Raw genomic sequence first — 25,188 nt, forward strand, 5'->3', positions numbered from 1 at the left:
CTCTCGGAAAGCCGATTTCTGGCTGGATCGCGCGTCCTCCCTGCGTCCGGTCGGAACGATTTCCGAGGGGGCGGGGTTGTCGAGAGGCGGGGCTCCTCGTGATGATGCTGTGGTGGTCAGGATGCTGTGCTCGGGGTGCTCGGCAGGACGGTGCGACCGAGGGAGCATCCGGTGATCGTCGACCGGTCGCGGGTGGCCGCGGCCGTGCCGAACTACGTCCTGGGTGAGCAGCTCGGCTCGGGGGCGTTCGGCCTGGTGCTGCGGGCCGAGCACCGCCGGATGCGCCGCCCGGCGGCGATCAAGGTGATGCCGGCCGAGGGGGCGCGGATCGATTTCGCCGCCGAGGCACGCCTGCTCGCGGGGCTGGACCATCCGCACGTCGTCCGGGTTTACGACTACGTCGAGGGCGACGACCTGTGCCTGGTCGTGATGGAGCTGCTCGCCGGCGGCACGCTGACCCGACGGCGGGAAGGGTTGACAGCCGGGCAGATCTGCGCGGTGGGCCTGGCGGTGGCCGCGGCGCTGGGCCACGCGCATGACCGCGGGGTGCTGCACCGTGACGTCAAGGCCGACAACATCCTGTTCGCCGCGGACGGGACGGTGAAGGTCGGCGACTTCGGGATCGCGAAACTGTTCGAAGGATCGGCCGCCACCGTCAGCAAGGTCGTCGGCACACCGGTCTCCATGGCACCCGAGCAGATCGACGTGGGTGGCCGGCTCGGACCGGCGACCGACCTGTACGCCCTCAGCGCCGTTCTCTACACCCTGCTGGCCGGCCGGCCCCCGTTCGACCCGAAGCAGCCCCTGCACCTGCTGTGGCACCAGCTGCGTAACGAGCCCGCGCCGCCGATGGGCGGGGTGCCGGACTCCGTCGCCCAGGTGGTGCTGCGCGGGCTGGAGAAGGACCCGGCGGCCCGCCACCCGGACCCGGCGGCGTTCGCGCTGGACCTCGCCAGCGCCGCGGCCGAGGCCTACGGTGCCGACTGGCTCGCCCGCGCCGGCATGCCGCTGCATCTTGACGACGCTGTCCGCCGGGCCGCTGTCCGGTCACCGGCCGAGGCGGTGACGGAACTCGTCCGGGATATTGTCGCGGAGGGGCCGACCGCGCGCCCCGACGGGCTGCCCACATTTCCCGGCCCGGGCCCGGGCGGCGCCGGGTCCGCACCGGGCACGGTGGCCACGGCCAGCGCCGGCCTCACCGAGGGCCGGTACGGGGGTACCGCCGGCGCGGAGGAGTTCGCCCGACTGCGGCACACCCACGGCCCCGACCATCCCGCCGCCCTGGCCGCGGCGAACGAGCTCGCTCTGCGGCTGAGCGTCCTCGGGCGGCACGAGGACGCCCGCGAACTCGACGAGGACGTGCTCGGACGGCTGCGCCATCAGCTCGGGCCCGACCATCCGGACTCACTCACCGCCGCCCACAACCTCGCGGTCGACCTGGCCGCGACCGGTGCGGCGGGCCGCGCTCGTGACCTGTGTCAGGACACGCTCCTGCGACGCCGGAGGGTTCTCGGGCCCGACCACCCGGACACCCTCGACACGGCACACAACCTCGGCATGCTGCGCAGCGCCGGCGGCGAGCACGCGGCCGCCCGCGAGCTGGGGGAGGACACCCTCGCGCGGCGCCGGCGGGTGCTGGGGCCCGACCATCCCGAGACCCTGACCGCCGCCTTCAACCTGGCCGCACGGCTGGGCGCCGGCGGCGCCTTCGAGGCGGCGCGCGAGCTGGGGGAGGACACCCTGGCCCGGCGCCGGCGGGTGCTGGGGCCCGACCATCCCGAGACGCTGGTCAGCGCCTTCAACGTCGCCTTCTACCTCGGTCGTCTCGGCCGCTACCTGGATGCCGGCGACCTCTGCGCGGAGGTCCAGGAGAGCCGTCACCGGAGCCTCGGCCCCGGCCACCCCGACACCGTCGCCGCCGAGGATGCCGTCGCCTGGTGGTTCCACCAGGCCGGGCGTGACCTTTAGCCGCCTCTGGGTCCGATGGCGGCCACAGCCGTCAGTGCGGTTTGCGGCTGCCACTGAACGGCGGCCTTGTGCGTATGGATCAGAGCCTTTCGTTCTGGCTGGACGAGCAGTTCACGCCGCCGTTAGGCTCGCTCTGCTGGTGGGAGTATAAGGGCCATGTAGGTGACGGTGGATTCTGTCGTGCGTTGGCTCGGAGATTTCGGGAGCACGAGCAGCGGACGGTCATCCGGCATTGGCCCGGTTCGTTCTACCCGGCGGGCAACTCGTTATGACCGCCCCTGTCGGGCGGCATGGCGGTTGAGTCCTTCACGTCTTCGTAAATACTCGGGCATAAACAATTCGGGGGTGTCTGGTGGAACTTGTCTCGACGTACTCGCACCTGAGTGACAGGATGTTCGCCGAGCAGATCATGGAGTCGATCAGGGAGCGGCACGGGGTCGACCTGCGAGCGATCTTCGCGAATGACGCGCTGAGTGAGCGGAAGAAGGCCCGGATCGCGCGGGTCCGCCTTCTGGAGGCGGTTCTGGAGGAGGTGGGCCGGCCGGGCTCCGGTGCGACCGGCCTCGAGGCCACCGACTTCGACGAGGACACCGCTCTCGAGAGGATGCTGGACACCGAGGTCGACATCGAGCCGAACCTCTCGATGACGCGCAGCGACGCGAACTTCGTCATGGGTCTGCGGGGTGACGACGTCAGGCAGTACCTCAGCTCGCTCACGAAGCGCTTCGAGAACATGCAGAACGCCAAGACCCCGGGCCAGCTCGCGATGGAACTGGTTGCTGGCGGCCTGGTCAGCGTGGGCGTGCCGATGGCGGTCGAGACGATCAAGGCGTTGCGCGCCGGGCAGGCCCTGCTCGCCGCAATCCGCACCGGTGTCACCAGCATCGGTCTCAAGACGGCGATCGGTGCCGTCGTCGTGGTCCTCGTCGGATTCCTGCTGTACCTGTTCCTCGAGAATCCGAAGAAGATTCTCGGAATGATCATCAACGACACCGACGAGCACCTTGTCGTCAAGGACTGGGAGAAGGGGGTGGATGGGAAGAAGTCCGGCGACCTGTACATGGCCTTCGGGCACATGGCCTCCTTCATGCAGGACAACGAGAGCGGGCTGATCTCGCCGAAGGTGCAGGTCAGGGCTCGCGTCAACTTCGGGCCGAACGATCCGGAGAACCTCGTCTTCGCCGGCATCTACTTCGCCGACCGGAACTTCGGGATGCGCGGCGCCGAAGGAATCATGGTCTTCAGTTCGCCGAAGATCCGCTTCGCGCACCTCTTCGCCGTCCCGTACTTCGAGGACAACGGCACGTACATCGGGTTCGTCACCGAGGGCGAGGACATCGAGAAGATCTACAAGGACTTCTATGGGAAGCGGCAGGTCTCCGTCTCCTACACCGAAAGGAACTACCGGCTTGCCGCGAACGTCAACGCACCCAGAGGCGGTGTCGTGGCCTGTATCGCCTCCATTGTCCAGTGACGGTCGGCGCTCCGCGGGCGGCGCGGGCGGGAAGCCCGACAAGGCCAGGTAACCGGCGCTGACGGAAGCGCCGTCGACAGGCCGACCTCACGACCGCGGTCGCGAGACCGGCGAGGACCGGCAACACAGACCCACCCGGTAGCGGCTTCGTCGAACCGGTCCTCGCTCGGCTCGCCCTGCGGACCACGGATATCGCCAGGGTCCGCGACTGCGCGGCGCCGTGTGGTGCTGCTCGGGATCCGCCGAGCACCTTTCTACTTCGGCGACTGTGGGCGCGAGGCGGCGTCGGTGCGGGCTGGGTCGTGCTGGCTTGCGGCCCAGCTGGCGAGGAGGCGCAGGGCGTCATGGGACGGGGTGGCCGGTGGTGCGGTGTAGGCGGTGAGGGTGAGGCCCTGGTCGGCTTCGATGGCCATGGCTTCGAACATGAGGTCGAGGTCGCCGACTGCGGGGTGGTGGAAGCGTTTCCCGCCGGACCGGTGGAGGCGGACGTTGTGAGCGGCCCAGAGAGTGCGGAACTGGTCGCTGCGAGTGGACAGCTCGCCGACGAGGTCGGTGAGCGCCTTGTTGTAGGGGTCCCTGCCGGCTTCGGCGCGAAGCAGAGCGACGGTGGTGTGCGCAGATTCCTCCCCGTCCGGGTAGAAGGCGCGCGCGGCGGGGTCGAGAAACCTGAACCGGGCAAGGTTCGGCGGCTGGCTCTGGGTGAGAAAGACCGGTGAGTACAGCGCCCGTCCGAGGATGTTGGTCGCCAGAATGTCGAGGCGGCCGTTGCGGACAAAGGCCGGCGTGTGGGTCATCCCGTCGAGGATGAGCTGGACGCCGGGGCGGATCCGGTGGGGCGCCCGACGCCGGGAGGCGCGCGCCGGGCCGGTGTTCGCGGCGCGGGCCAGATCGGCCAGGTAGAGGCGTTCCGCCTCGTCCAGCTGGAGGGCACGGGCGACGGCCTCCAGCACACTGTCGGAGACGCCTGCGAGGTTGCCCTTCTCCAGGCGGGCGTAGTAGTCGGCGCTGACGCCGGCGAGCATCGCGACCTCTTCGCGGCGTAGGCCGGGGACGCGCCGGTTCCCGCCGTAGATCGTGAGCCCGGCCTGCTCTGGTGTGATTCTGGCGCGGCGGGTGCCGAGGAACTCCCGCACCTCGTACCGGTTGCTGTTCACGTCCTTCACGCTAGGACCCTTCCGGGGACGGAGGGGGGTTCTGCCGGAACCGGGAAGAGCGTGACCTGCCACGTTGCCGTCGATGGACGTTGCATGGACCTCACGACAGCCCCGACCGAGACCTGCGGGGCTCGTCGCGTGTTCCCCCGAGGAGACAGATGAACATCGAAGCGAAGGCACCGACCGCGAAGGGCCCTGCCGCGTGGTTCACCGGGGACGTCTACATCGACCCGATCGCCACCCGCAGGCCCGAACCATCCCGCATGGCGTGCGCCTGCGTGCGTTTCACGCCCGGTGCGCGTACCGCCTGGCACTCGCACGCCGTCGGCCAGACGCTGTACATCACCGAGGGCATCGCCCTCCTGGGAACCCGCGACGGCACCGTGATCGTGGCCCGGCCGGGGCACGTCGTCTACACCCCGCCCGGCGAGGAGCACTGGCACGGCGCGACTCCGACCGACTTCATGGCTCACCTCGCGTTCTGGGAGGGCACCGCCGAGGGTGACGGTGCCACCTGGCTCGAACACGTCACCAGCGACCAGTACACCGCCGCGGCCGCGGCCCTGACGTCCCGCTGACGGTCAGGGCCCTTCGCGCGCCGCCGTGACGAGAGCCGACGGGATGACGGTCGGCGGCGCGGGGCTGGCGGGGCCTGCAGGGGCGCGGGCGAGCACCCCGGTCAGCGCGTCGGCGACCTTCCGAGAGACCCGTCCGGGCAGGCCGGGCCGGGACCACACCGCCAGCGGCAGGGGTCTGGGCCTGGGCAGGTCGTCGCGGGCGACGAGGCCTGCCGGGGTCTCGCCGAGGGTCGCCATCAGGGCGACGCCCAGGCCGGCGCCGACCGCCGCCTGCACGCCGGCCAGCTGGAGGGCCTCCGCGCCGATCACCGCCGGGATCGCGTGGGAGGAGAGGGTCTCCAACGCCTGGGTGCGCAGCGCGCAGGGCTGGTCGAAGGCCACGACCGGGACCGGCTGGGCCGCGGCAGGCCGTTGCCAGGCAGGGGCGGAGTACCAGGTCAGCTCGAGAGCTCCGACCGGCTGGGCCCGGCTGTCGTCGGCCGGGCCGAGGAGCAGCGCCAGGTCGATCCGGCCGGCGTCCAGCCCCTCGCGCAGCGAGGTGCCCCGGTCGATACGAAATCGGACACGGTGGTGGGGCAGCGACTGCCCCAGTACGGTAGCGAGAAACGGCAGCAGCTGGGCGGCGCCGTGCTCGGTCGACCCGATGAGGACTGCCTCCTCGGCCTCCAGGCCGAAGCCGTGCAGGGTCTCGTCGTGCAGGCTGAGGATCCGCCGGGCCTGGGCGAGCAGGTGTTCGCCGTCGCGGGTCAGTCGGGAACCGCGGCCCTGGCGTTCGACGAGGACCCGGCCGGTCGCGCTCTCGAGGCGGCGCACGTGCTGGCTCACCGCCGCCTGGCTGAGATGCAGCGACAGCGCGGCGCGCTGGAAGCCGCCGCAGTCCGCGACAGCGACGAAGCTGCGCAGCGGGGCGATGTCCAGGGTCCGTCTCATGCCGTCAGAGTATCGGTAACTCTACCATGTTCATCGGAAAGGTAGAAAATAATCACGGTTCGCGATTGATCGTCATCATGAAGCGTTGTTGGACATACTGCGCCGCACGCCGCATGCTCATCGCCATGACCCAGTTGGCCACCGTGCTGCTCACGTGTTGTCGCTGGCTTGACCTCGCGCGTAGTCAGACGGCCCGCTGTAGCTGACCCGAAGAGGGTTCCAGGCCTACGCCGGCATTTCTCCGTTCCGCCCTTCCTGCTGCGCCGCCGTGCCCGCGGGTACGGCGGCGCACGCCAGAGCGCGCCGCCGCTGACCTGATCGTCGGCACCTGTCGGCACCTCCTGTCGGCGGGCGGTGAGGTGCTCTCCTCCGGCCGCCGCACTCCCGGCATGCCCGCCGCCGGGGACATCGCCTCGCTGACAGCGGTGCCCTGGCGATGTCCCCGGCGACGCCCACAGTGGTGCCCACCTCGGGCCGGCGCGCCGGCTCTGCCTTCTGAGCCCGTCCGTCTCCTGGCCTCCCGGCCGGTCCGCGGGCCTGCCTTCGCGATCTCCCGCACACCATGATCCGGCCTGTCCGAAGCCGAGCACAGCCTGCCGCAGCCCCGACACAGAAAGAAGACCATGACCTCGGAGCGACACCCGCCGTCCACGCGCCGCCGCAGAGGCGGCGTGGTTCCCGCGGCCCTCGCGGCCCTCGCGGCCCTGCTGCTCGGTGCCTGCGGCAGCGGCGGGACCAGCACGGCCACCGGGGCCGGTGGCTCGGCCACCCTGAAATGGGCCTCCTCCTACTTTCCCACCCACTGGGACCCGGTGGTCTCCGGCAGCGGTGCCCAGTTCCGCCAGCTCGCGCTGGTCTACGCGTCGCTGACCCGTACCGACGCGAAGGGCAACGCCGTCCCGGACCTGGCCGAGAGCTGGCAGTACAACGACGCCGGTGACGAGGTGACCTTCCATCTGCGGCCGAACCTCACCTTCAGCGACGGTGTCCCGGTCAACGCGGACGCGGTGAAGCAGGCGATCGAGCGGGCCAGGACGCAGAAGGACTCGGCTCTGTTCGGCGACCTCACCTCGATCGAGTCGGTCACGACCAGCGGGGAGCTCGACGTCGTCATCCATCTCACCCAGGCCGACCACCAGATCCCGCTGCTGCTCGGCCAGCGTGTGCTGCAGGTAGCGAGCCCCCAGGCTGCGGCCGACCCGGCGAAACTCGACCAGAACCCGGTGGGCGCGGGCCCGTTCATCGTCGAGCAGCTCATCCCCGGCACGAAGGCTGTCCTGAGGAAGAACGACAGGTACTGGGACGCGGCGAACATCCACATCGACCGGGTCGAGCTCGTCTCGGCGCCGGATCCGGCCACCGTCGTCTCGGGCCTGCAGACCGGCGTCTACAACTTCGCCGACATCCTGCCGAGCCAGGCCAAGGCCGCGAAGGGCGCCGGTCTCGACGTCTTCGTGCAGCCCGGCTTCAACGCCTCCAACATCAGCCTGAACATCAACAAGCCTCCGTTCGACAACCCGAAGGTCGTCGACGCCGTCCGGCACGCGATCAATCGCCAGGAGTTCGTGGACAAGATCACTTTTGGCTACGGTTCGGCGACGAGCCAGCCGTTCCCGGAGGGCTACATCGCCTTCGACCCGCAGTCGAAGGACCCCTACCCCCACGACCCCGCGAAGGCCAGGCGCCTGCTGAGCGAGGCCGGCTACGAGCCCGGTGACATCAGGCTGGATCTGGTCATCCCGAACGAGATGGCAGCGGCGGAGATCGTGCAGTCCCAGCTCGGCGCGATCGGGATCACCGTCGACATCAGAATCGACAAGAACTGGACGACGCCGTTCTTCGCCAAGGACCTGACGCTGTCGATCTACGGAACGACCGGGCGTGACTCCGCGGCCCAGACCCTCACCGCGCACTTCGGGCCGGACGGGCCGTTGAACCTGAGCTCCCCGTACGAGCCTCCGGGTTTCGAGGCGGCTATCGCCAAGGTCCGCGAGACGCCGCTGGACGCCCCGGACTACGCGCAGACCCTGCAGGCGGCCACCCGAGCCGGCCTGGAGAGCAGGGCGCTGGTCTTCACCTACTCGCAGCCGAACCTCTACGCCAAGAACACGGCGATCTCCGACCTGCCCGCCAACCCCGGACACATCGAGTGGACGGGCGTCACCTTCGGCGACTGATACCTCCGCGACCTCCGCGACTGATCCCTCGACGACTGACCGCAGTCGCAGTCGCAGTCGCGGTCCCGCCCGAACGAGAGGAGGCAACCCCATGACGGCAACCACAGCTGACACGATGGTCGGGTCCGACCCGCGTGGACGGGGCGCCGCGACCAGGGCGCGGCGGGCGGCCGTCCGCACCCTGGTCACCCTCGCCCGCTCAGCTGCGATCTTCGTCCCGGTCTTCCTGGTGGCGACCTTCCTGACCTTCGCGCTGCGGGCGATCAGCGGACTCAGCCCGGCCCAGATCCAGCTCGGGGAGAACGCCACCCCGGAGGCGGTCGCCCGCGTCGAGCACGAGTGGGGCCTCGACCGGCCTTTCCTCGCCCAGTACTGGACCTGGTTCGAGAACATCCTGCACGGTGACCTCGGGACCAGCTGGTCGAACAACGCCGACATCGACGAGCTGATCGGCAACGGCCTGGCCGTCAGCCTGTCGGTGGCGGTGCTGGCCCTGGTCATCGGCATCGTCGGCGGCTTCGGCCTCGGCACGCTGGCCGCGCTGCGCCGCACCACCTGGGTCGACCGGGGGATCACCGGCTTCACCACCTTCATGGCGGTGACGCCGCCGTTCGTGGTCGGCATCGTCCTGGTGGCGATCTTCGCGGTGGGTCTGGGCTGGCTCCCGGCCGCCGGCTATGTGCCGGCGGCCGCAGGGGCCTGGCCATGGCTGTCCCACATCCTGCTGCCTGCGCTGGCGCTGAGCTTCGACACGATCGCGGACGTCGCGCGCCAGCTCCGGGCCGGCCTCATCGCCGCCTACCGGGAGAACTACGTGATCGGCGCGAAGGTGCGCGGACTCAGCCCGCGGCGGATCTTCTTCCGTCACGTGCTGCGCAACGGCGCCGGGCCGGCGCTCGCCGTTCTCGGCCTGAAGTTCCCCACCCTCATCGGCGGTGCCGTCGTCACCGAGTGGATCTTCGGGCTGCAGGGGTTCGGGCGGTTCGCCAACGACTCGGCCCAGGCGGGCGACGTGCCCGGCGTCCAGGGCGTGCTGGTCGTCTCGATCGTCCTGGTCGTCACCTTCAACCTGATCGTCAACGTGCTCCTGGCCCGGGTCACGCCGGCCTCGTAGCGGGGGGTGTGAGATGGTCCGCCGCATCCTCGGGCTGCGGGCCGGTCGGGTCGCCGTGGGGATCCTGTCCGCGATCGCGCTGCTGGCGATCCTCGGCCCCGTCCTCGCCCCGCAGGACCCGCTCGCGACCCGGCCGGAGACTCTCGCCGGGCCATCCTGGTCGCACTGGCTCGGCACCGACTACCTGGGCCGGGACGTGTTCAGCCGACTGCTCGAAGGGTCACGTACCAGCGTGCTCGGCTCCGTGCAGGTCGCGCTGATCGCCCTGGTGGTCGGGGCGGTCCCCGGCATCCTGTCGGTGTACCTGGGCCGCGCGTTCGAATGGCTGACCCTGCGGGTCGCCGACACCCTCATCGCGCTGCCGTTCCTGGTGTTCGCCGTGGCCGTCACCGCGCTGCTCGGCAACGGGCTCCCGCAGGCGATGCTCGTCGTCGGCGTGCTCGTCTCGCCGCTGTTCTTCCGGGTGTCCCGGGCGGCGACGCTCGCCGTCGCCCGGTCGCAGTACGTCGAGGCGGCGCTGATCTCCGGTGGCTCGGTCGGCTGGCTCGTACGCCGGCACGTGTGGGGCAAGGTGCTCCCACCGATCGCGGTCGCACTCGCCCAGACCATCGGCACCGGGTTCATCGTCGTCTCCAGCCTGACCTTCCTGGGTATCGGCGTGCAGCCGCCGGAACCGACCTGGGGTGGCCTGCTCGCCTCCGACCTGGGCTATCTGGCGTACCAGCCGTGGGCTCCGGCGGTGCCTGCCGCCCTGATCATGGCGACGGTCTGGGGCAGCAACCTGCTGGCCGACGCGATCCGGGACGTCTCCGGCGAGGCCGGCCGGACCCTGGTGAACAGCCGCCGGGCCCGGGCCCGGCGCCTCGACAGCACCGAACCGCTCACCGCCGGAGGTACCACCCGATGACAGGGACCCCGCCCGACAAGCCGGACACGGTCGTGCCGGCGGACGCGGTTGTTCTGGTGGACGCCGCCGTGCCGGTGGACGCCGCCGTACCGGGCGACTCCGCCGTGCTGGCGGTCCGGGACGTCCGGATCCGCGACGAGATCAACGACCGCGAGATCGTGCACGGCGTCTCGTTCGAGCTGCGACCCGGCCAGGTGATCGGCATCGTCGGGGAGTCCGGCAGCGGGAAGACGCTGACCTGCCGAGCGGTGCTCGGCATCCTGCCCGAGCATCTCGCCGTGTCCGCCGGCTCGATTCACATCGCGGGCCGGGACATCGGCGGCCTGACCGAGCGGGAGTGGACCGACCTGCGCGCATCGACGATCAGCGCGGTCTTCCAGGACCCCGCCTCCTACCTCAATCCGTCCCTCAAGGTCGGGTCGCAGATCACCGAGGTTCTGCGGGTCAAGCTCGGCCTGGGCCGGCGGGCGGCGCGGCACCGGGCGATCGAACTGCTGGCAGCGGTGCGCCTGCGCGACCCCGAGCTGGTCTACGACCAGTACGTCTTCGAACTGTCCGGCGGGATGCTGCAGCGGGTCCTGATCGCCGCGGCGATCGCCGCCGACCCGCAGGTCCTGATCGCCGACGAGGCGACCACCGCCCTCGACGTGACCGTACAGGCGGAGATCCTCGACCTGCTGGCCGACCTGCGGGAGCGCATCGGGCTGGCGCTCGTCGTCGTCTCGCACGACCTGGCGGTCGTCGCCCAGCTGTGCGACGAGGTCCTGGTGATGCGCCAGGGCGAGGTGGTGGAGCACGGCCCGACCGAGGACGTCCTCTACCACCCGCGGCACGCGTACACCCGGCTGCTCATCACCGAGCACGAGCAGTACGGGCTGGAACGGTACCTGGACGCGCCGGCCCCGGCTGCCCCCGGACCAGCGGAGTCGCCGGACCCGCCGCAGTCCCGCGGGCGCGCGGCGCAGGCGGAGCAGCCGGAGTCGGCGGAGCAGCCGAAGTCGCCGGAGCGGCGGCAGTCGACGGATCGGAAGGTGCTCGACGGTGTCCGATGACAACGACAGCCGGCCCGTACTCGAGGTCGCCGACCTGGAGGTGCACTACGGCGTGCGACGCCGCCGGCGGCGGGCGCTGCACGGCGTCTGCCTGACAGTGAGTCCCGGCGAGACCGTCGGTGTGATCGGGGAGACCGGCTCGGGCAAGTCGACCCTGGCCCGGGCGGTGCTCGGCCTGGTCCGACCCTCCGGGGGGCGGATCAGCGTCGTGGGAGAGGAGATCACCGGCTACTCGCAGCAGCAGTGGCGGGCGCTGCGCCGGCGCGGTGTCGTCCAGTACGTCTTCCAGGACCCGCTGCGCAGCCTCGATCCGGATCTGACGGTCGAGGAGTCGCTGATCGAGCCCCTGCTGATCCAGGGCGTGCCCAGGGCGGAGGCGTCCGCCCGCGGCCGTGCCTACCTGGCCCGGGTCCGCCTGGCGGACGACCTGCTCGGCAAGCTGCCCGGGGAGCTCTCCGGCGGCCAGCGCCAGCGGGTTGCCGTGGCACGGGCACTCGTCGCCGAACCGAAGCTGATCATTTTGGACGAACCGGTCAGCGCGCTTGACTCCGCCAACCGCGTCGGTGTCCTGGAGATCCTCAAGGAGCTGCGGGACGCCGGGATGGCGCTCATCTTCATCTCCCACGACCTCGGCTCCGTCGCCGGCGTCGCCGACCGGATCGCCGTGCTCTACCAGGGCGAGATCGTCGAGGTGGGTCCCGCCCGCACGATCATCAACGCCCCGGGTCACCCCTATACCCGCCTGCTCGTCGGCTCGGCACCCACGCTGCGCACCGCCTCGGCCAGCCGGGCCGAGCGCGAGGCACTGCGTGCCCGGCTGCAGGTCCAGCTGCACGTACGGGCGGAAGCCGACCTCGCGCCGGCGCGCTGACCGGGCGGTCCCGGACCCGCCGCCCCCGAAGTCGCCTGCCGCAGTCGATACCTGCCGGAAAGGAACACCAGATGAGCCGAACACTCCACCTGGCCCTGAGCGCCTACGGCGTCGGCGGCCCCGGCCAGCACGGTCTGTGGAAGGACCCGCGCGTTCCGGTGAACGCCAGCGTCGACATCAACTACTACATCCGGCAGGCGAAGACGGCCGAGCAGGCGCTCTTCGACGCGTACTTCATCGTCGACAGCCAGTTCATCAACGCCGGCTACCCGGCGCACTACCTGAACCGGCTCGAACCGCTGACCCTGCTGTCGGCCGTGGCGACGCACACCCGGTCACTCGGCCTGGTCGGCACGGCCAGCTCGACCTACAACTCGCCGTTCAACCTCGCCCGGCGCTTCGCCTCGCTGGACCAGATCAGCGGCGGGCGTGCCGGCTGGAACGTCGTCACCAGTTTCGACACCCAGACGTCCCGCAACTACGGCCTGGACGAGCACCTCGACTACGCCACCCGCTACGGCCGCGCCCTGGAAGCGGTGCAGGTGATCCGCGGGCTGTGGGACTCCTACGAGGACGACGCCTTCCCGGCCGACGTCGAGCGGAACCTGTTCCTCGACCCGACCCGGCTGCACGCCCTGAACCACGTCGGCGAGCACTTCACGGTGGCCGGCCCGCTCAACCTGGCGCGGTCCCCGCAGGGCCAACCGGTGATCTTCCAGGCTGGTGTCTCCGACGAGGGCCGAGACCTGGCTGCCCGGGTGGCGGAAGGGATCTACGCCCCGGGCGAGTCGTTGGAGCAGGCCCAGGCCTACTTCCGTGACGTCAAGGCCCGCGCGGCCGCGCTCGGCCGCGAGCCCGACCATGTGGTGATCTTCGTCGGCGCGAGTCCCGTCATCGGTGGCACCGATGCCGAGGCACACCGGATCTCCCGCGAGATCTTCGACGCCGACAACGACTTCGACCGCAAACTCGCGTTCCTCGGCCGGGCCTTCGGCGCCTACGACTTCACCCGGCATGACCTCGACGCCCCGTTCCCCGACATCGCCCACCTGGCCGAGAAGGGCGGCCGTACCCACGGCCTGAAGATCGTCCAGCGGGCCCGGGAAACCGGGCAGACCCTGCGGCAGGTCGTCGAGACCGTCACCGAGTACCGGCCGTCCCCGTTCACCGGCGCGCCCGACACCGTCGCCGACACCATCGAGCACTGGTTCCAGACCGCGGCCACCGACGGTCTCAACCTGCGCTTCCGCACCTTCGACGATCTCGACCGCTTCGTCGCCGACGTCGTTCCGCTGTTGCAGAAGCGCGGTCTGTTCCGTACCGAGTACGAAGGCGACACCCTGCGCGAGAACCTCGGCCTGCCGTTCCCCGCCAACCGCCACACCCTGGCTCGGGAGGCGGCCGCGGCCGGCGCGGAGGACGCCGCATGAGTGCCCTCGCCGCGACGGGCGGCCGGGACGTCCACACCGTGCGGTTCCCGCTGACCACGCCGCCGGCGGAGGTCGACGTGCTGATCGTCGGCGCCGGGCCGGTCGGGCTGTCGGCCGCGGTCGAGCTCACCGCCCACGGCGCCCGGGTCGCGGTCGTCGACCGCGCCCACACCGCCACCCTGGTCCGGGCCGGCGCGATGGGCCACACTCCGCGTGTGGTGGAGCACTTCCGCCGTTGGGGTCTGCTGCAGCGGATCCGCGAGGAATGGACCTTCCCGCCGGAGTGGAACCGGGGCATCCGCCTGGTCACCTCGCTGGTCGGCCACGATCTGGGCCAGGCACGCGGTGTCTCCTTCACCGGCCCGCGCGCCGGGCGGCACTCCTCGCAGGAGGCACTGCGCCGCCCGCAGACTGCCCTGCAGCAGGTCTTTCTCACCCACCTGGCGGAACGCGGCGTGTCCGTCAGCGGCGGCTGGCAGCTCGACGAGCTGCACGAGCGCGCCGATCACATCGCCGCAGGCCTGGTGGCGGCCGGCCGGCGGATCGGCGTCCGGGCACGGTACGTGCTGGGCGCGGACGGCGGGAGCAGCACGGTCCGCGGACTGGTCGGCATCGAACGCGACGGTGAGCACGCCCCCGACAAGCGGCTGCGTCTCGTCGTCCGCACCGGCGACATCTCCGGCGTCGTCGGCGCGGCGCCCAGCGGCACCAACGTCGTGTTCAACCAGAAGGCGTCCGGCTTCCTCGCCGCGATCAGCACCCGCGAATGGCGGGTGTACGCCGGGCCGTACCCGCTCGACCACACCCCCGACGAGGCCGAGCTGCTCGACGTCGCCCGCGGGGCGTTCGGGTTCGACCCCGGCCTGGAGCTGGTCTCGTCGACGACCTTCCACGACGCGACCCGGATCGCCCGGACGTTCCGTCGTGGGCGGGTGCTGCTCGCCGGCGACGCCGCCCATGTGCGGACACCCGGTGGGAACCTGGGCGAGGGCTTCGGTGACGTGGTCAACCTCGGCTGGAAGCTCGCCGCCGTGCTCGCCGGCCAGGCGCCCGACACGTTGCTGGACTCCTACGACCAGGAGCGCCGCCCGCACAACTGGCGGGTCGCCGACCACGCGCTGGAGCGCGGCCGGCGCTCCCGGGACCTGCTGGCCGAGCTGCGGGCGGCCGGCATCCCCGACGACGCCGACACCAGCGCGCCGGCCGTCGAGCGGCGTGCGGAGATCAGTGCCCGGCTCGGCCGGGAGCGGTACGAGGCGGCCGGCGTGACCTTCGACGAGCGCTACGACGCGTCCGCGGTGATCTGGTACGAGACCGACCAGCTGGACACCGAGCCGCCGTGGCTGGCGGACGTCTACGAGGACGACCCGCGGCCCGGCCACCGCGCGCCGGACGGCTTCGTCGACCCCTACGGTGACACGCTCTACGACCGGATCGGCAGCTCCTTCGCGCTGCTGGTGCTCGGCGCGGACCGTGCGGTGGAGGAGGCGTTCGCCGACGAGGCGTCCGCTCGCGGGCTACGGTTCACCGTCGTGCACCTCACCGACCCGTCGGTGCGCGCCCTCTACGGCGCCGACAACGTGCTCGTCCGCCCCGACCAGCACGTCGCCTGGCGCGGCGGGGAGCTTTCCACCGGCGGCGCCGGCGCCGTCCTCGACCGCGTGCTCGGTGCGGGGAGTCCGGAGGTGCCCGCCCCCGCTCTCCCGGTCCCGGCGGGCATCTCCGCCCTGCCAGCTCCGAAAGGCGTCCGGGCATGACCGATGTGCCTCCCGGGGGACGGCCGGCCGCTCCGCACCGGGCCCCCGCACCCGACCTGGCCGGAGTCTGACCGGTCTGACCGCCCGATCGGCGTCCATGCAGCCTGCCGGGAAGGCGAGAAGTCATCGCCGGCCGCGATCGGTCCTCATCGTGAATCGTTGTTGGACACCTGCTCGCCCGCGCCGCATGCTCATCGTCATGACCCGGTGGACCGCCGTGCTGCTCACGTGGTGTCGCTGGCGCGACCTCGGGCGCAGCCAGACGGCCCGCTGTCGCTGAGCCGGTCGGGTACCGCCCCGGCCCCTCGCGCGGCGTCCCATCCACGGGGCGGCGCCGCTGTCACCGCCGGCACAGGCGATCGCTCATCCGTTCCGAGGCCCGCCTGAACTCCCGCCGATCACCGACGTGAGTCGTCCGGCCGGGCTGATCCGAGCCGCGGAACGGAGCGGTCGGCCTCGGGCGGCTGCCGCCCCACCATCAGGAGGGTTCCACCGATGTCCGCTCGTACGCTGAAACTGGGAGCCGTCCTCATCGGGGTCGGTGGGCCCGGGCAGCACAACACCTGGCTCAGCCCGGAGATCCCGGGGAACGCCAGCGTGGACGTCCGCTGGTACATCGCCCGCGCCCAGCAGGCGGAGGCGGCGAGGTTCGACCACATCTTCATCGTGGACAGCCAGTTCATCACCGCGGACTCGCCGAACCACTACCTGAGCCGGCTCGAACCGCTGACGCTGCTCTCCGCGGTCGCGGTGCACACCAGCCACATCGGCCTGGTGGGGACGATCACGACGTCCTACAACGAGCCGTTCAACGTGGCCCGCAGGCTGGCCTCGCTCGACCACATCAGCGGCGGGCGGGCCGGCTGGAACGTCGTGACCAGCGGCGACGCCGGAACGGCGGGCAACTACAGCCGCGACGAGCACTACGACTACACGACCCGGTACGGCCGCGCCCACGAGCACGTGCGGATCGCGCAGGGGCTGTGGGACTCCTACGAGACAGACGCCTTCCCCCGGGACAAGGACCGCGGGGTGTTCTTCGACCGCAGCCGCCAGCACCCGCTGAACCATACCGGCGAGTACTTCTCGGTGGTCGGCCCGCTGAACCTGGAGCGCTCCCCGCAGGGCCAGCCCGTCATCTTCCAGGCCGGAGACTCCGAGGAGGGCCGTGACCTCGGCGCCAGCATCGCCGAGGCGATCTTCACACACGCGCAGACGCTGGAGCAGGCACAGGCCTTCCGTACCGAGATGCGGGCACGCGCGGCGGCCAGGGGCCGTGACCCCGAGCAGCTGCTGATCATCCCGGGGATCTTCCCGATCATCGCCGACACCGACGAGGAGGCGCGGGCCGCGGAGGAGGCGACGCTGGGGGCGAAGAGCTTCGAGCGTGCGCTGGCCGAGCTCGGACGTCCCTTCGGCTGGCACGACTTCTCGCAGTACGACCTGGACGCGCCGTTCCCCGAGGTCGGCGACGCCGGTGCGCTGAGCTTCCGGACCCAGGCCGAGTCGATCAAGAAACTGGCGCGGGAGAACAGCCTGACACTGCGCCAGGTCGTCGAGCACCAGCTCCGCGCCATGCGCTCGCCGTTCGTCGGCTCGCCGCTGACCATCGCGAACGAGATCCAGCGCTGGTTCGAGGGTGGCGGCTTCGACGGCATCAACCTCATGGTGACGGTGCCGAGCGAGTTCGCCCGGTTCACCGACGAGGTGCTGCCGATCCTGCGCGAGCGGGGCATCGCCCGCACCGAGTACGAGTCGACGACGCTGCGCGGCAACCTCGGCCTGCGGGTGCCGGAGAACCGCCACACGGCGGCGCGGCTCGGGTCGCAGGCGGCGGGCGCGGCGGGCGCGGCGGGCGCGGCGGGCGAGGGGTCCTACGGTGCGCCGTCCCCAGCCGGTTCACCGGCAACGTCATCCGCCGACCCGGCACGGTCATCCTCCGACTTGGTGCCGGTGCCGGCGAGCGCGCCGCTGTCGTAGCGGAGCAGCAGGCGCTCCACCAGCGCGCGTGTCTCGGCGTGGCCGTCGGTGAGACCCAGCGGGTCCTCGGCGACGAAGCCGCGCGAGACCGCGCCGATGAGGAAGAGCAGGGCAGCGGGCGGGATGTCGTCCGGGCCGGTGCCGAAGTCCGGCAGCCGGCTGGCGAGGAGTTCCGCCTGCTGCCGGCGGAACCGCCGGGAGTACTCGGCGATCTCGTCGCGGATGCTCTTGCGGTGGTTGGCGAGCGCCATGAACTCGGAGAGCAGCGCGGTGCGGGCCGGCTCCACACTGAGTTCCCACAGGGCCCGCAGGGGCTGCGGCTCGGTGAACACGCGGGCCTGCCGGGCGAGGTTCTTCTCCGCGCCGTGTCGGAAGACGGCGAGGAAAAGATCATCCAGGGTCGGGAAGTAGTAGTGGATCAGAGCTGGCGTGACCCCGGCCGCCTTCGCGACGCTCCGCGAGCTCACCGCGGCGTAGCCGTCCTGCCGCATCAGCCGCTCGGTGACGTGGATCAGGAGCGCGCGGGTTCGGGAACTCTCGGCGCCGGTACGGCGGGGACTGACCATAACCGCATTGTGGGTTACGCCGCGAGAGCCGCACGCTGTACTCCCGCTCAAACCCCGCTCAGCTGCGGTTCTCCCGGCTGGGCCGGATCGTGTGGAAGCCGTCCGTGGCTCCGTGCAGCACCAGCGACCACCGGCTGCGACCAGCCGAGGACCAGCGGTGCGACCACCAGGTCAGCGAGGCGTGGGCGACGGAGAAGCCGTAGGTCAGCGGGGTGACGGCCGGCACGCCCATCAGCAGCCGGTGGGCCGCCTCCACCGTCTCGCCGTGGGCGATGACCAGCACGCGCTGGCCGCGGTGCAGCTCGGTCAGCTCCCGCAGGCAGCCGCCCGCGCGGATGAGGAACTCGCTCCAGCTCTCCGAACCGGGGGCGAACGGCTCCTCCGGTCGGTCCGCGGGATGCCCGCCGAACTCGGCGATGATGTCCGCCCACGGCCGTCCGTCCGCCTCGCCGTGATCGGGTCCGGACAGCCGCGGCTCCGCCGCCACCGGCAGCCCGAGCTCGTCGCAGACGGTCTGCGCGGTCTCCCGCACCCGCAACCGCGGCGCCGCGTAGGCCACATCGATCGGCCGCGCGGCGTGCAGGGGGCGCAGCGCCCGGGCGAGGTTCGCCGCCTGCTCGCGGCCCCGCGGGGTCAGCCCGGTGCAGCCGCGGTCGCCACCGGCGACCCAGGCGATGTTGCAGTGTGCCTCGCCGTGCCTGACCAGCAGCAGATCCGTGTCGGTGTCGGACATCCAGCGGCCCCCGTCCCGTGAGTTCATCCCGAACCCTGCCGGTGCGAGCCGGCGCGGTCAGGTGAACGGGCGCAGCGGCGCGGGTGGGTAGGTGGATCGCCCAGGTGCGGGGGCTTTGTCCGTTGCGAGGTCTGCTGGCAGGTCTGTTGCCGGGTCCGCTGCGACGCGCCCGAAGTGGCGTTCGAAGTGGCGTTCGACCGCGGCCAGCCAGGCCAGCGGTCGGCTGGCGTGCGGGCTGTGGTCCGCCCCCGCGATCACCGCGAGGTGCGCGCGGGGAATGGTCCGGGCCAGGGTCTGTGCCGAGTCGCGCAGGCTCGAGTCCCGCTCGCCGACGATGACCGTCGTCGGGCAGCCGATCTCGCCGAGCCGGTCGACCATCGACGGGTAGGCCCCCAGCTCACGGCCGAACGCGACCAGCGCCTCCGGATCGATCCGGCCGAGTCCCTCGACCTGGTGGTCGGCGGCACTGCCGTGGCGCTCGGCCGCCCCGGCCCGCTCGTCCACGACGGCGAGCTCGCTCGGGCCGCCGTCGGCCGCGGGCTCCGGGTCGTGCGCGCTGTGGACGGCGGTCGCGATCGCCGCGGCACCCTCCAGCAACGCGGACACGACCCGCCGGGCCGCCCCGCCCGTCGCGGAGGCGGGCTCGGCAGCAGTGTCGACAAGGACGAGTGAACGCACCCGCTCCGGATGGTCGAGCACGTGGCGCAGTGCCACCACACCACCCATCGAATGGCCGACCAGGTCGACGGTGCGCAGGCCGAGCGTGTCCAGCAGCGCGACGAGGTCCGCCAGGAGCAGGTCGAAGGTGTAGGAGGTGCGCCCGCCGGCGGCCCGGTCGCTGGCACCGTGGCCACGGTGGTCGTAGGCGATGACCCGGCGGGTGGTGGCCAGCTCGGGAGCCACCCGTGCCCAGTCGGCGGTGGTTCCCGCGATGCCGTGAACGAGAACGACCGGGGTGGGGCCCGACGGGGTGGTGTCGACGGCCGCGGGGTGCAGGTCCTCGACGTGCAGGTCGAGGCCGCCCGCCACGCGGATCCGGCGCACCGCCGACCTCTCCGCGGGCCTTCCCGCCGGCCCGTCCGCGGACTGCTCCACCGGCGCCTCGGACCAGGCGGTCCCCTCGGCCGGCCGGTCAGCCGTGTGGTCAGCTGTCTGGTCAGTCACGGACCGCACCTCTCGTCGGGCGTCCCGTCGTGTGTCCACGCCGGTGTGTCCATGCCGGTCTGGCGTCGGGGCGGGGCACGGAACCCCACCCCGACGCCGGATCCGGAGCCGGCCGTCCACGCGGCTGACCAGCGACGGTCAGCCTGCCATCCGGCCGGGCAGTCTGCTGGCCGGACAGGTCAGCGGCTCAGCCGCCCAGCGGTTCGGCTGGTCTGCCACCGGCGGTTCGGCTGGTCTGCCGGCGCTCGACCGGGTCGATGGGGTCGACGTGTCAGGGAGCGTCCGCGTAGCGGAGGTAGGGCTTGATCTCCTCGACGTTGCTGAGCTTCGCCCGGGCGTCCTCGGTCGACAGGGCCGGCGAGACGATCACCCGGTCGCCGGGCTTCCAGTCCGCCGGGGTGGCGATCGGGTTGGCGTCGGTGGCCTGCAGCGCGTCGATGACCCGGACGATCTCGTCGAAGTTGCGGCCCACCGACTTCGGGTAGGTGAGCGTGAGGCGCACCTTGTTCGCCGGGTCGATGATGAAGACCGAGCGCACCGTGGAGGTGTCCCCCTCGCCGGGGTGGATCATCCCGTACAGCTCGGCGACGCTGCGGTCCGGGTCGGCGACGATCGGGAAGTTCAGCGGCGTGCCGCCGACCTCGCCGATGTCCGGGGCCCAGCCCAGGTGGTCCTCGACCGGGTCGACGGACACGGCGAGCGCCTTGGTGTTGCGCTTGGCGAACTCGGTCTGCAGCGCCGCCGTCCGTCCCAGCTCGGTGGTGCACACGGGCGTGAAGTCGGCCGGGTGGCTGAAGAAGACCACCCAGGAGCCCTCCTTCCAGGCATGGAAGGAGATGTCGCCCTCGGTGGTGGCGGCAGTGAAATCGGGCGCGATATCGCCCAGCCGAAGGCTCACAGAAGAGTCCTTTGTCGGTAGCGGTGAACGGACGTCCACCAGGGCCGGCCGGCCCTGGCACCCCTGAAACTACCCAAGCCGCCGCCCCGGCTCCTGGATCCCCGCAGGCGTGATCAGCCTCTCGGGCCTGCCGGATCATGTTCGTGCCCGCTGTGATCAGATTGCTCCGCCGCCCATGCGAGGCGGGGAGAGAGGGCGTGCCGGATGCCAGAGCCCGAGGGCGAGCTCGATCTGCCGATACCGGTGCCGCGAAGGCGTCGGCGCCGGGTGATGCCGGAGAGCCCGGCCCCGGCGCAACAGGCCGCGGTCCTGCCGATCTCGGCCCAGTACGCCGCGGTCCTGGCCATGCTCGCGTGGGTCGTCACGGCCATGGCCGGCTGGGGTCTCGCCGGTGCACTGGGTGGCCCGCCGCTGGCCGGTGCCGTGCTGGGAGCGGCGGTGGAGCAGGTCGTGGAGGGGCTCCTCGTCGTGCCGGTCCTGGCACGGCGGAGATCGTGGCCGTGTTCCGATCCGGTACGCGGTCGTGTGATCGCCGCCGGCGCCGAGGTGGGCGTGAAGGTGGCGGACGTGAGGACGCTGGGGAGCAGCCGGGGCCCGGTGCGCAGCGTGGCTGTCGTCGGCTCGGCGCGCCGTCCGCGCGTGATCCTCGGAGAGCAACTCGCGGCGTCGGCTCCCCCGGAGCTGGAAGCCCTGGTCGCTCATCAGATTGTGAAAAGCCGTGGGCTGGCCCCCCACCGGCTCATCTCGATGACGATCTTGATCTGGGCTGTGTTCGGCGTGCTGATCGACTGGTGGGACACCAATGCGGTGGCCACCCTCCTGCTCATGCTGATGGCATGCCTCTACTCGGGGCTCCTTGCTACGGGTCTGTGCCTGAGGTTCGCCGATCGGCGTGCGGACCGTCGCGTCGGGGAGGCGCTGGGCGCCGGGCGTCTCGCTGGCGCGCTCGAGAGCCAGCAGCGGGCCGGAGATATCTGCCCGCCCGGGTTCAGCCTCTGGATCTACCTCGTCTGCCCGCAGTCCGCTCTGCCGGATCGCCTCGCTCGCCTGCGGGCCGCGCAGTGTGCTCCTTCGACGGCTCCACCGGCGGAGTCGTCCTGGCCGAACGAGAGCAGATGAACCTGGCGCCTGCCTCGGCTGGGGACGGAGAGAACGGAGGCGCCGCTCGGATGCCGGAGGCGGCCAGCGAGCTCGACCTGCCCGTGGCGGTGCCGCGGCGGACACGGGAGCCGAGGCAGTCGAGGTTCGCGGACATGCCGGTCGCGGTGGAGCGCGCGCTGCTGCTGGACACCGTCGCGCGTGCGCTGCTCGTCGGCCTCTGGCGCCGGTGTCGACGGATGTTGAACACGTTCAAGTCCGGCGGTAACGTGACCTGACGCGGTCACCGGCACAGGGGAGTTCGGCGTGGAGACCGAAGGCGTTGATCATTCCGTCCGCCCCGGCCGCTCCGCCCGCGGCGGTGGGCCCGCGGAGCGGGCGGGAGAGAACGCGGGGAAGGGCGCCGCGACACGGGCGCTGATCCTGCAGACCGCGCTCGCGTCGTTCCGGGACCGCGGCTACGACCAGACGACGATGCGGGGGATCGCGCAGTCGGCCGGGGTCTCGCCGGGGAACGCCTACTACTACTTCGGCTCGAAGGAGCAGCTGGTCCAGGAGTTCTACGCGCTGATCCAGGACGGGCACCGGCTCCGGGCCGCCGAGGCGCTGCGGTCCCGCGGGTTCGCGGAGCGGCTGCGTGGGGTGCTGCACGCCGGCATCGACGAGATGACGCCGTACCACGCCTTCGCCGGGTCGTTCATCCGAGTCGCGATCGCCCCGACGTCGACAGCCAGCCCGTTCAGCCCCGAATCGGCCGCGGCGCGGGCGGCCGCGATCGGGCTGTTCCGTGAGGCGCTCGACGGCTCCGACGCCCGCCCCGCCGGACCCCTCGGTCGGGACCTGCCCGAGCTGCTGTGGCTGGCCTATCTCGGTATCACGCTGTACTGGGTGTACGACACCTCGCCCGGGCAGGCCCGCACCCGGCAGCTGGTCGACGGTTCCGCCCGCATGATCGCCCGCGCCGTCCCGCTCACCCGGCTGCCGGGGCTGCGTGGAGTCGCCGACGACCTGCACACCCTGGTCGCACACCTGCGTGGGAGGGTGCCATGAAGATCGTCATTCCGGGCGGCACCGGGCACCTCGGGCGTCTGCTCGCGCGTTCGTTCAGCGACGCGGGGCACGCGGTGGTCGTCCTCAGTCGGCAGCCGGGCGCGCAGGTGCCCGGCGCCCGCCTGGTGCACTGGGACGGGCGCACCGCGGGGGACTGGGCGGCCGAGATCGACGGCGCGGGCGCCGTGGTCAACCTGGCCGGGCGCACCGTCAACTGCCGTTACACCGACGCCAACCTGCGGGAGATGAGGGATTCGCGGGTCGACTCGGCCGCCGTCGTCGGCGCGACGATCGCCCGGGCGGCCCGGCCGCCCCGGGTGTGGCTGCAGATGAGTACCGCCACGATCTACGCGCACAGCCACGACCGCGCCAACGACGAGGCGACCGGCGTCATCGGCGGCTCCGAGCGTGGTGTTCCGGCCTACTGGGCGTGCAGCGTCGACATCGCGCGGAACTGGGAACGGGCCCAGGCCGACGCCCCGACCCCGGACACCCGCCGGGTCGCGCTCCGCACGTCGATGGTGATGGCTCCCGGTCGGGGCGGCGCGTTCGACATGCTGCTCCGGCTGACCCGGTGCGGCCTCGGCGGGCCGGTCGGCGGCGGGCGGCAGTACATGTCCTGGATCCATGGCCGCGACTTCGCGCGGGCCGTCGACCTACTTCTCACCGACGACACTTTCGCGGGACCGGTCAACCTGGCCGCGCCGAACCCGCTGCCGCTGCGTGACTTCATGGCGGGCCTGCGCGGTGCGGCCGGCGTGCGCCTCGGGCTGCCCGCCACGCGTTGGATGGCGGAGATCGGCGCCTTCGCGCTCCGCAGCGACACCGAACTTCTCCTGAAGAGCCGCCGTGTGGTGCCAGGCCGCCTGCTCGGTGCCGGCTTTGCCTTCGACTTCCCCGCCTGGCCCGCCGCCGCCGAGGACCTGGTGGCCCGGGTTCGTGACGGCGCCGGTGGCACCGCCGCCGCCTGACGCCGGTCCCATTCCGGCTCCGGCTCCGGGCGAGCGCGTGGCGGCCGGTGACCAGCTGGGGTGCTCGCGTTGACGCGAACGTCAGGACCACCTGCCGACTGAGGCCGGGCGCTGCGGGTCCCGAGGTTACCAGGGCACTGGATGCTTGCTGAGCTGCCCGTTCTCGTCTACGTTGACGTCATGTTCTCCTAATATTGACGTCGACGCCCGGCAGAACCACGGCGAGAACAGAAGACGACGGGAAGCACGACCAGACAGAACCTCTCTGGCGCGATGTACAGGAGTCGATGTGCGGGGGCGGGTTGACGCCGGCCCCCGGGTTCCGGCCGCCCGACCTGTTTCGGAAGGCCTAGGCATGGCCCGGTTTCCCGGTGCTTTTTCCGGGATGGCGGGCCACAGGCACCGCGCTGCACGCGAGTATCTTCACGTGCCGCGGCGAGAAGCAGTGCGAGGCCTTCACCGTAATGCCTTGACTCTCAGGAGCGCATCGTGATCACCACCTCCGAAGCCGACCCCAACGAATCGAACGTGCCACGGTCGCGCCGAGGCGCCGAGACCAGAACGCGTCTGGTGAAGGCGGCGAAGTCGGTGTTCGAGGAGAAGGGCTTCCACGAGGCCCGGGTGGCTGACGTGGCCGAGCGCGCGGGCCTGTCCCACGGTTCCTTTTATCACTACTTCGATTCGAAAGACGAGATTTTCCGTGAGGTCGCGGCGACGATCGACACCGAGCTCAGCGCCGGAATGCGCATCATTCTCGACCGGGAGTCCACGGCGACCCCTCGGGAGCGTCTCGCGGCGGCGATCCGGGTCCATTTCGAGGCCTACCGCGAAGAAGCACGCATCATGAGTGTGATCGAACAGGTCGGGCGGCACGACGAGCGGATCCGCGAGCTGTGGGACGGCCTGTACTGGAACCACAACACCGACGTCGCGGCGTCGGTGGAGAACCTGCAGCGCCACGGGCTGGCCGATCCCGACCTCGACCCGGTGGTGACGGCGGCGGCGTTGGGCGCGCTCACCTGGCGTTTCGCCGAGCAGTGGCTGGTACAGGGCCACCCCGACCGCCAGTTCGACGCCGCGCTCGAGCAGATCACCCGACTCTGTGCGAACGCGCTGTGCCTTCGTGACCCGGTTCGTCCGCCGCGCGCCGGGCAGGCACGGATGGCGCCGTTCACGGAGTCGTTCGCCGAGCCCGGCACGGATGCGTCCACGGGGCGGCCGATGGCGCCGTCCGCCCCGGCCTCGGTGCCCTTACCCACCGCGCTGTCGGACCCGTTACCGACGGCGCACCCCACGCACCCCACGCACCCCACGCC

General features: G+C 71.5%; 22 protein-coding genes. 16 read left to right on the forward strand and 6 right to left on the reverse strand.

Annotated features, from left to right (window positions below; all coding sequences use genetic code 11):
* Positions 1–171 precede the first annotated feature (171 nt).
* Together AB1460_RS21110 and AB1460_RS21115 are read left to right on the forward strand one after the other, a co-directional pair.
* Positions 172–1,968 (forward strand): protein kinase domain-containing protein, encoded by a 1,797-nt coding sequence (locus tag AB1460_RS21110; protein WP_368963511.1) that lies wholly within the window; start codon positions 172–174, stop codon positions 1,966–1,968.
* A gap of 352 nt (positions 1,969–2,320) precedes the next feature.
* Positions 2,321–3,442 carry a hypothetical protein gene (locus tag AB1460_RS21115; RefSeq protein WP_368963513.1) on the forward strand — a complete coding sequence of 374 codons (1,122 nt, stop codon included), beginning with the start codon at positions 2,321–2,323 and terminating at the stop codon, positions 3,440–3,442.
* Positions 3,443–3,696: 254 nt separating this feature from the next.
* Here the strand turns inward: AB1460_RS21115 and AB1460_RS21120 are convergent, their stop codons facing one another.
* Positions 3,697–4,596, reverse strand: coding sequence for a helix-turn-helix domain-containing protein (locus tag AB1460_RS21120; RefSeq protein ID WP_368963542.1), 900 nt, complete (start codon positions 4,594–4,596; stop codon positions 3,697–3,699).
* 158 nt (positions 4,597–4,754) lie between these two features.
* Between AB1460_RS21120 and AB1460_RS21125 the strand changes: the two genes are divergently transcribed.
* Positions 4,755–5,174 carry a cupin domain-containing protein gene (locus tag AB1460_RS21125; protein WP_368963514.1) on the forward strand — a complete coding sequence of 140 codons (420 nt, stop codon included), beginning with the start codon at positions 4,755–4,757 and terminating at the stop codon, positions 5,172–5,174.
* A gap of 3 nt (positions 5,175–5,177) precedes the next feature.
* On the opposite strand, the gene AB1460_RS21130 is transcribed toward AB1460_RS21125, so the two are convergent.
* Positions 5,178–6,104 carry a LysR family transcriptional regulator gene (locus AB1460_RS21130; protein WP_368963516.1) on the reverse strand — a complete coding sequence of 309 codons (927 nt, stop codon included), beginning with the start codon at positions 6,102–6,104 and terminating at the stop codon, positions 5,178–5,180.
* A gap of 623 nt (positions 6,105–6,727) precedes the next feature.
* On the opposite strand from AB1460_RS21130, the gene AB1460_RS21135 reads away from it, so the two are divergent.
* The 8 genes from AB1460_RS21135 (at position 6,728) to AB1460_RS21170 (ending at position 17,392) form a co-directional block, all read left to right on the forward strand.
* A complete protein-coding gene (locus tag AB1460_RS21135; RefSeq protein WP_368963518.1) occupies positions 6,728–8,281 on the forward strand; it encodes an ABC transporter substrate-binding protein in 1,554 nt (517 codons plus the stop codon).
* Positions 8,282–8,372: 91 nt separating this feature from the next.
* Entirely contained in the window at positions 8,373–9,395 is a 1,023-nt protein-coding gene (locus AB1460_RS21140) for an ABC transporter permease (RefSeq protein ID WP_368963520.1), read from the forward strand.
* Positions 9,396–9,408: 13 nt separating this feature from the next.
* Positions 9,409–10,302 (forward strand): ABC transporter permease, encoded by an 894-nt coding sequence (locus tag AB1460_RS21145; protein WP_368963522.1) that lies wholly within the window; start codon positions 9,409–9,411, stop codon positions 10,300–10,302.
* Positions 10,299–11,354, forward strand: a complete 1,056-nt coding sequence (locus tag AB1460_RS21150; protein ID WP_368963524.1) for an ABC transporter ATP-binding protein — start codon at positions 10,299–10,301, stop codon at positions 11,352–11,354. The genes AB1460_RS21145 and AB1460_RS21150 overlap by 4 nt, the downstream gene beginning before the upstream one ends.
* On the forward strand, positions 11,344–12,225 hold the full coding sequence (locus AB1460_RS21155; RefSeq protein WP_368963526.1) for an ABC transporter ATP-binding protein: 882 nt from the start codon (positions 11,344–11,346) through the stop codon (positions 12,223–12,225). Before AB1460_RS21150 ends, AB1460_RS21155 begins: the two co-directional genes overlap by 11 nt.
* 71 nt (positions 12,226–12,296) lie before the next feature.
* Complete coding sequence (locus tag AB1460_RS21160; RefSeq protein ID WP_368963527.1) at positions 12,297–13,655, forward strand: NtaA/DmoA family FMN-dependent monooxygenase; 1,359 nt, start codon at positions 12,297–12,299, stop codon at positions 13,653–13,655.
* Positions 13,652–15,412, forward strand: a complete 1,761-nt coding sequence (locus AB1460_RS21165; RefSeq protein WP_368963529.1) for an FAD-dependent monooxygenase — start codon at positions 13,652–13,654, stop codon at positions 15,410–15,412. The genes AB1460_RS21160 and AB1460_RS21165 overlap by 4 nt, the downstream gene beginning before the upstream one ends.
* Positions 15,413–15,907: 495 nt before the next feature.
* Positions 15,908–17,392 carry an NtaA/DmoA family FMN-dependent monooxygenase gene (locus AB1460_RS21170; RefSeq protein WP_368963530.1) on the forward strand — a complete coding sequence of 495 codons (1,485 nt, stop codon included), beginning with the start codon at positions 15,908–15,910 and terminating at the stop codon, positions 17,390–17,392.
* On the opposite strand, the gene AB1460_RS21175 is transcribed toward AB1460_RS21170, so the two are convergent.
* From AB1460_RS21175 to AB1460_RS21190, 4 genes are all read right to left on the reverse strand, one after another.
* Complete coding sequence (locus tag AB1460_RS21175; RefSeq protein ID WP_368963531.1) at positions 17,287–17,958, reverse strand: TetR/AcrR family transcriptional regulator; 672 nt, start codon at positions 17,956–17,958, stop codon at positions 17,287–17,289. The genes AB1460_RS21170 and AB1460_RS21175 overlap by 106 nt on opposite strands.
* Positions 17,959–18,016: 58 nt before the next feature.
* Entirely contained in the window at positions 18,017–18,718 is a 702-nt protein-coding gene (locus AB1460_RS21180; protein ID WP_368963533.1) for a histidine phosphatase family protein, read from the reverse strand.
* 30 nt (positions 18,719–18,748) lie between these two features.
* The gene (locus AB1460_RS21185; protein ID WP_368963535.1) at positions 18,749–19,855 is read right to left on the reverse strand and encodes an alpha/beta fold hydrolase; all 1,107 of its coding nucleotides are present in this window, start codon (positions 19,853–19,855) and stop codon (positions 18,749–18,751) included.
* Positions 19,856–20,126: 271 nt separating this feature from the next.
* Entirely contained in the window at positions 20,127–20,753 is a 627-nt protein-coding gene (locus tag AB1460_RS21190) for a peroxiredoxin (RefSeq protein ID WP_018637769.1), read from the reverse strand.
* Between the two features lie 204 nt (positions 20,754–20,957).
* Here AB1460_RS21190 and AB1460_RS21195 point away from each other — a divergent pair, with 204 nt between their 5' ends.
* The 5 genes from AB1460_RS21195 to AB1460_RS21215 all read left to right on the forward strand — a co-directional run.
* The gene (locus AB1460_RS21195; protein ID WP_368963537.1) at positions 20,958–21,872 is read left to right on the forward strand and encodes a hypothetical protein; all 915 of its coding nucleotides are present in this window, start codon (positions 20,958–20,960) and stop codon (positions 21,870–21,872) included.
* Positions 21,869–22,129: a hypothetical protein gene (locus AB1460_RS21200; protein WP_368963539.1), complete on the forward strand. Its 261-nt coding sequence runs from the start codon at positions 21,869–21,871 to the stop codon at positions 22,127–22,129. Before AB1460_RS21195 ends, AB1460_RS21200 begins: the two co-directional genes overlap by 4 nt.
* Positions 22,130–22,157: 28 nt before the next feature.
* The gene (locus AB1460_RS21205; RefSeq protein WP_420497330.1) at positions 22,158–22,901 is read left to right on the forward strand and encodes a TetR/AcrR family transcriptional regulator; all 744 of its coding nucleotides are present in this window, start codon (positions 22,158–22,160) and stop codon (positions 22,899–22,901) included.
* Complete coding sequence (locus tag AB1460_RS21210; protein WP_368963540.1) at positions 22,898–23,872, forward strand: epimerase; 975 nt, start codon at positions 22,898–22,900, stop codon at positions 23,870–23,872. The genes AB1460_RS21205 and AB1460_RS21210 overlap by 4 nt, the downstream gene beginning before the upstream one ends.
* A 489-nt stretch (positions 23,873–24,361) precedes the next feature.
* Positions 24,362–25,188 (forward strand): TetR/AcrR family transcriptional regulator (locus AB1460_RS21215; protein WP_368963541.1); only part of this gene is annotated, 827 nt, incomplete at its 3' end.

The sequence above is a fragment of the Parafrankia sp. FMc2 genome (assembly GCF_041008525.1).
Taxonomy (GTDB): domain Bacteria; phylum Actinomycetota; class Actinomycetes; order Frankiales; family Frankiaceae; genus Parafrankia.

Excerpts from the sequence above, each read along its gene's own strand:
- AB1460_RS21125 (WP_368963514.1), top strand. The coding sequence starts at position 4,755 with ATGAACATCGAAGCGAAGGCACCGACCGCGAAGGGCCCTGCCGCGTGG.
- AB1460_RS21130 (WP_368963516.1), bottom strand. The coding sequence starts at position 6,104 with ATGAGACGGACCCTGGACATCGCCCCGCTGCGCAGCTTCGTCGCTGTC.
- AB1460_RS21135 (WP_368963518.1), top strand. The coding sequence starts at position 6,728 with ATGACCTCGGAGCGACACCCGCCGTCCACGCGCCGCCGCAGAGGCGGC.
- AB1460_RS21140 (WP_368963520.1), top strand. The coding sequence starts at position 8,373 with ATGACGGCAACCACAGCTGACACGATGGTCGGGTCCGACCCGCGTGGA.
- AB1460_RS21145 (WP_368963522.1), top strand. The coding sequence starts at position 9,409 with ATGGTCCGCCGCATCCTCGGGCTGCGGGCCGGTCGGGTCGCCGTGGGG.
- AB1460_RS21150 (WP_368963524.1), top strand. The coding sequence starts at position 10,299 with ATGACAGGGACCCCGCCCGACAAGCCGGACACGGTCGTGCCGGCGGAC.
- AB1460_RS21160 (WP_368963527.1), top strand. The coding sequence starts at position 12,297 with ATGAGCCGAACACTCCACCTGGCCCTGAGCGCCTACGGCGTCGGCGGC.
- AB1460_RS21165 (WP_368963529.1), top strand. The coding sequence starts at position 13,652 with ATGAGTGCCCTCGCCGCGACGGGCGGCCGGGACGTCCACACCGTGCGG.
- AB1460_RS21170 (WP_368963530.1), top strand. The coding sequence starts at position 15,908 with ATGTCCGCTCGTACGCTGAAACTGGGAGCCGTCCTCATCGGGGTCGGT.
- AB1460_RS21175 (WP_368963531.1), bottom strand. The coding sequence starts at position 17,958 with ATGGTCAGTCCCCGCCGTACCGGCGCCGAGAGTTCCCGAACCCGCGCG.
- AB1460_RS21180 (WP_368963533.1), bottom strand. The coding sequence starts at position 18,718 with ATGAACTCACGGGACGGGGGCCGCTGGATGTCCGACACCGACACGGAT.
- AB1460_RS21195 (WP_368963537.1), top strand. The coding sequence starts at position 20,958 with ATGCCAGAGCCCGAGGGCGAGCTCGATCTGCCGATACCGGTGCCGCGA.
- AB1460_RS21200 (WP_368963539.1), top strand. The coding sequence starts at position 21,869 with ATGAACCTGGCGCCTGCCTCGGCTGGGGACGGAGAGAACGGAGGCGCC.
- AB1460_RS21210 (WP_368963540.1), top strand. The coding sequence starts at position 22,898 with ATGAAGATCGTCATTCCGGGCGGCACCGGGCACCTCGGGCGTCTGCTC.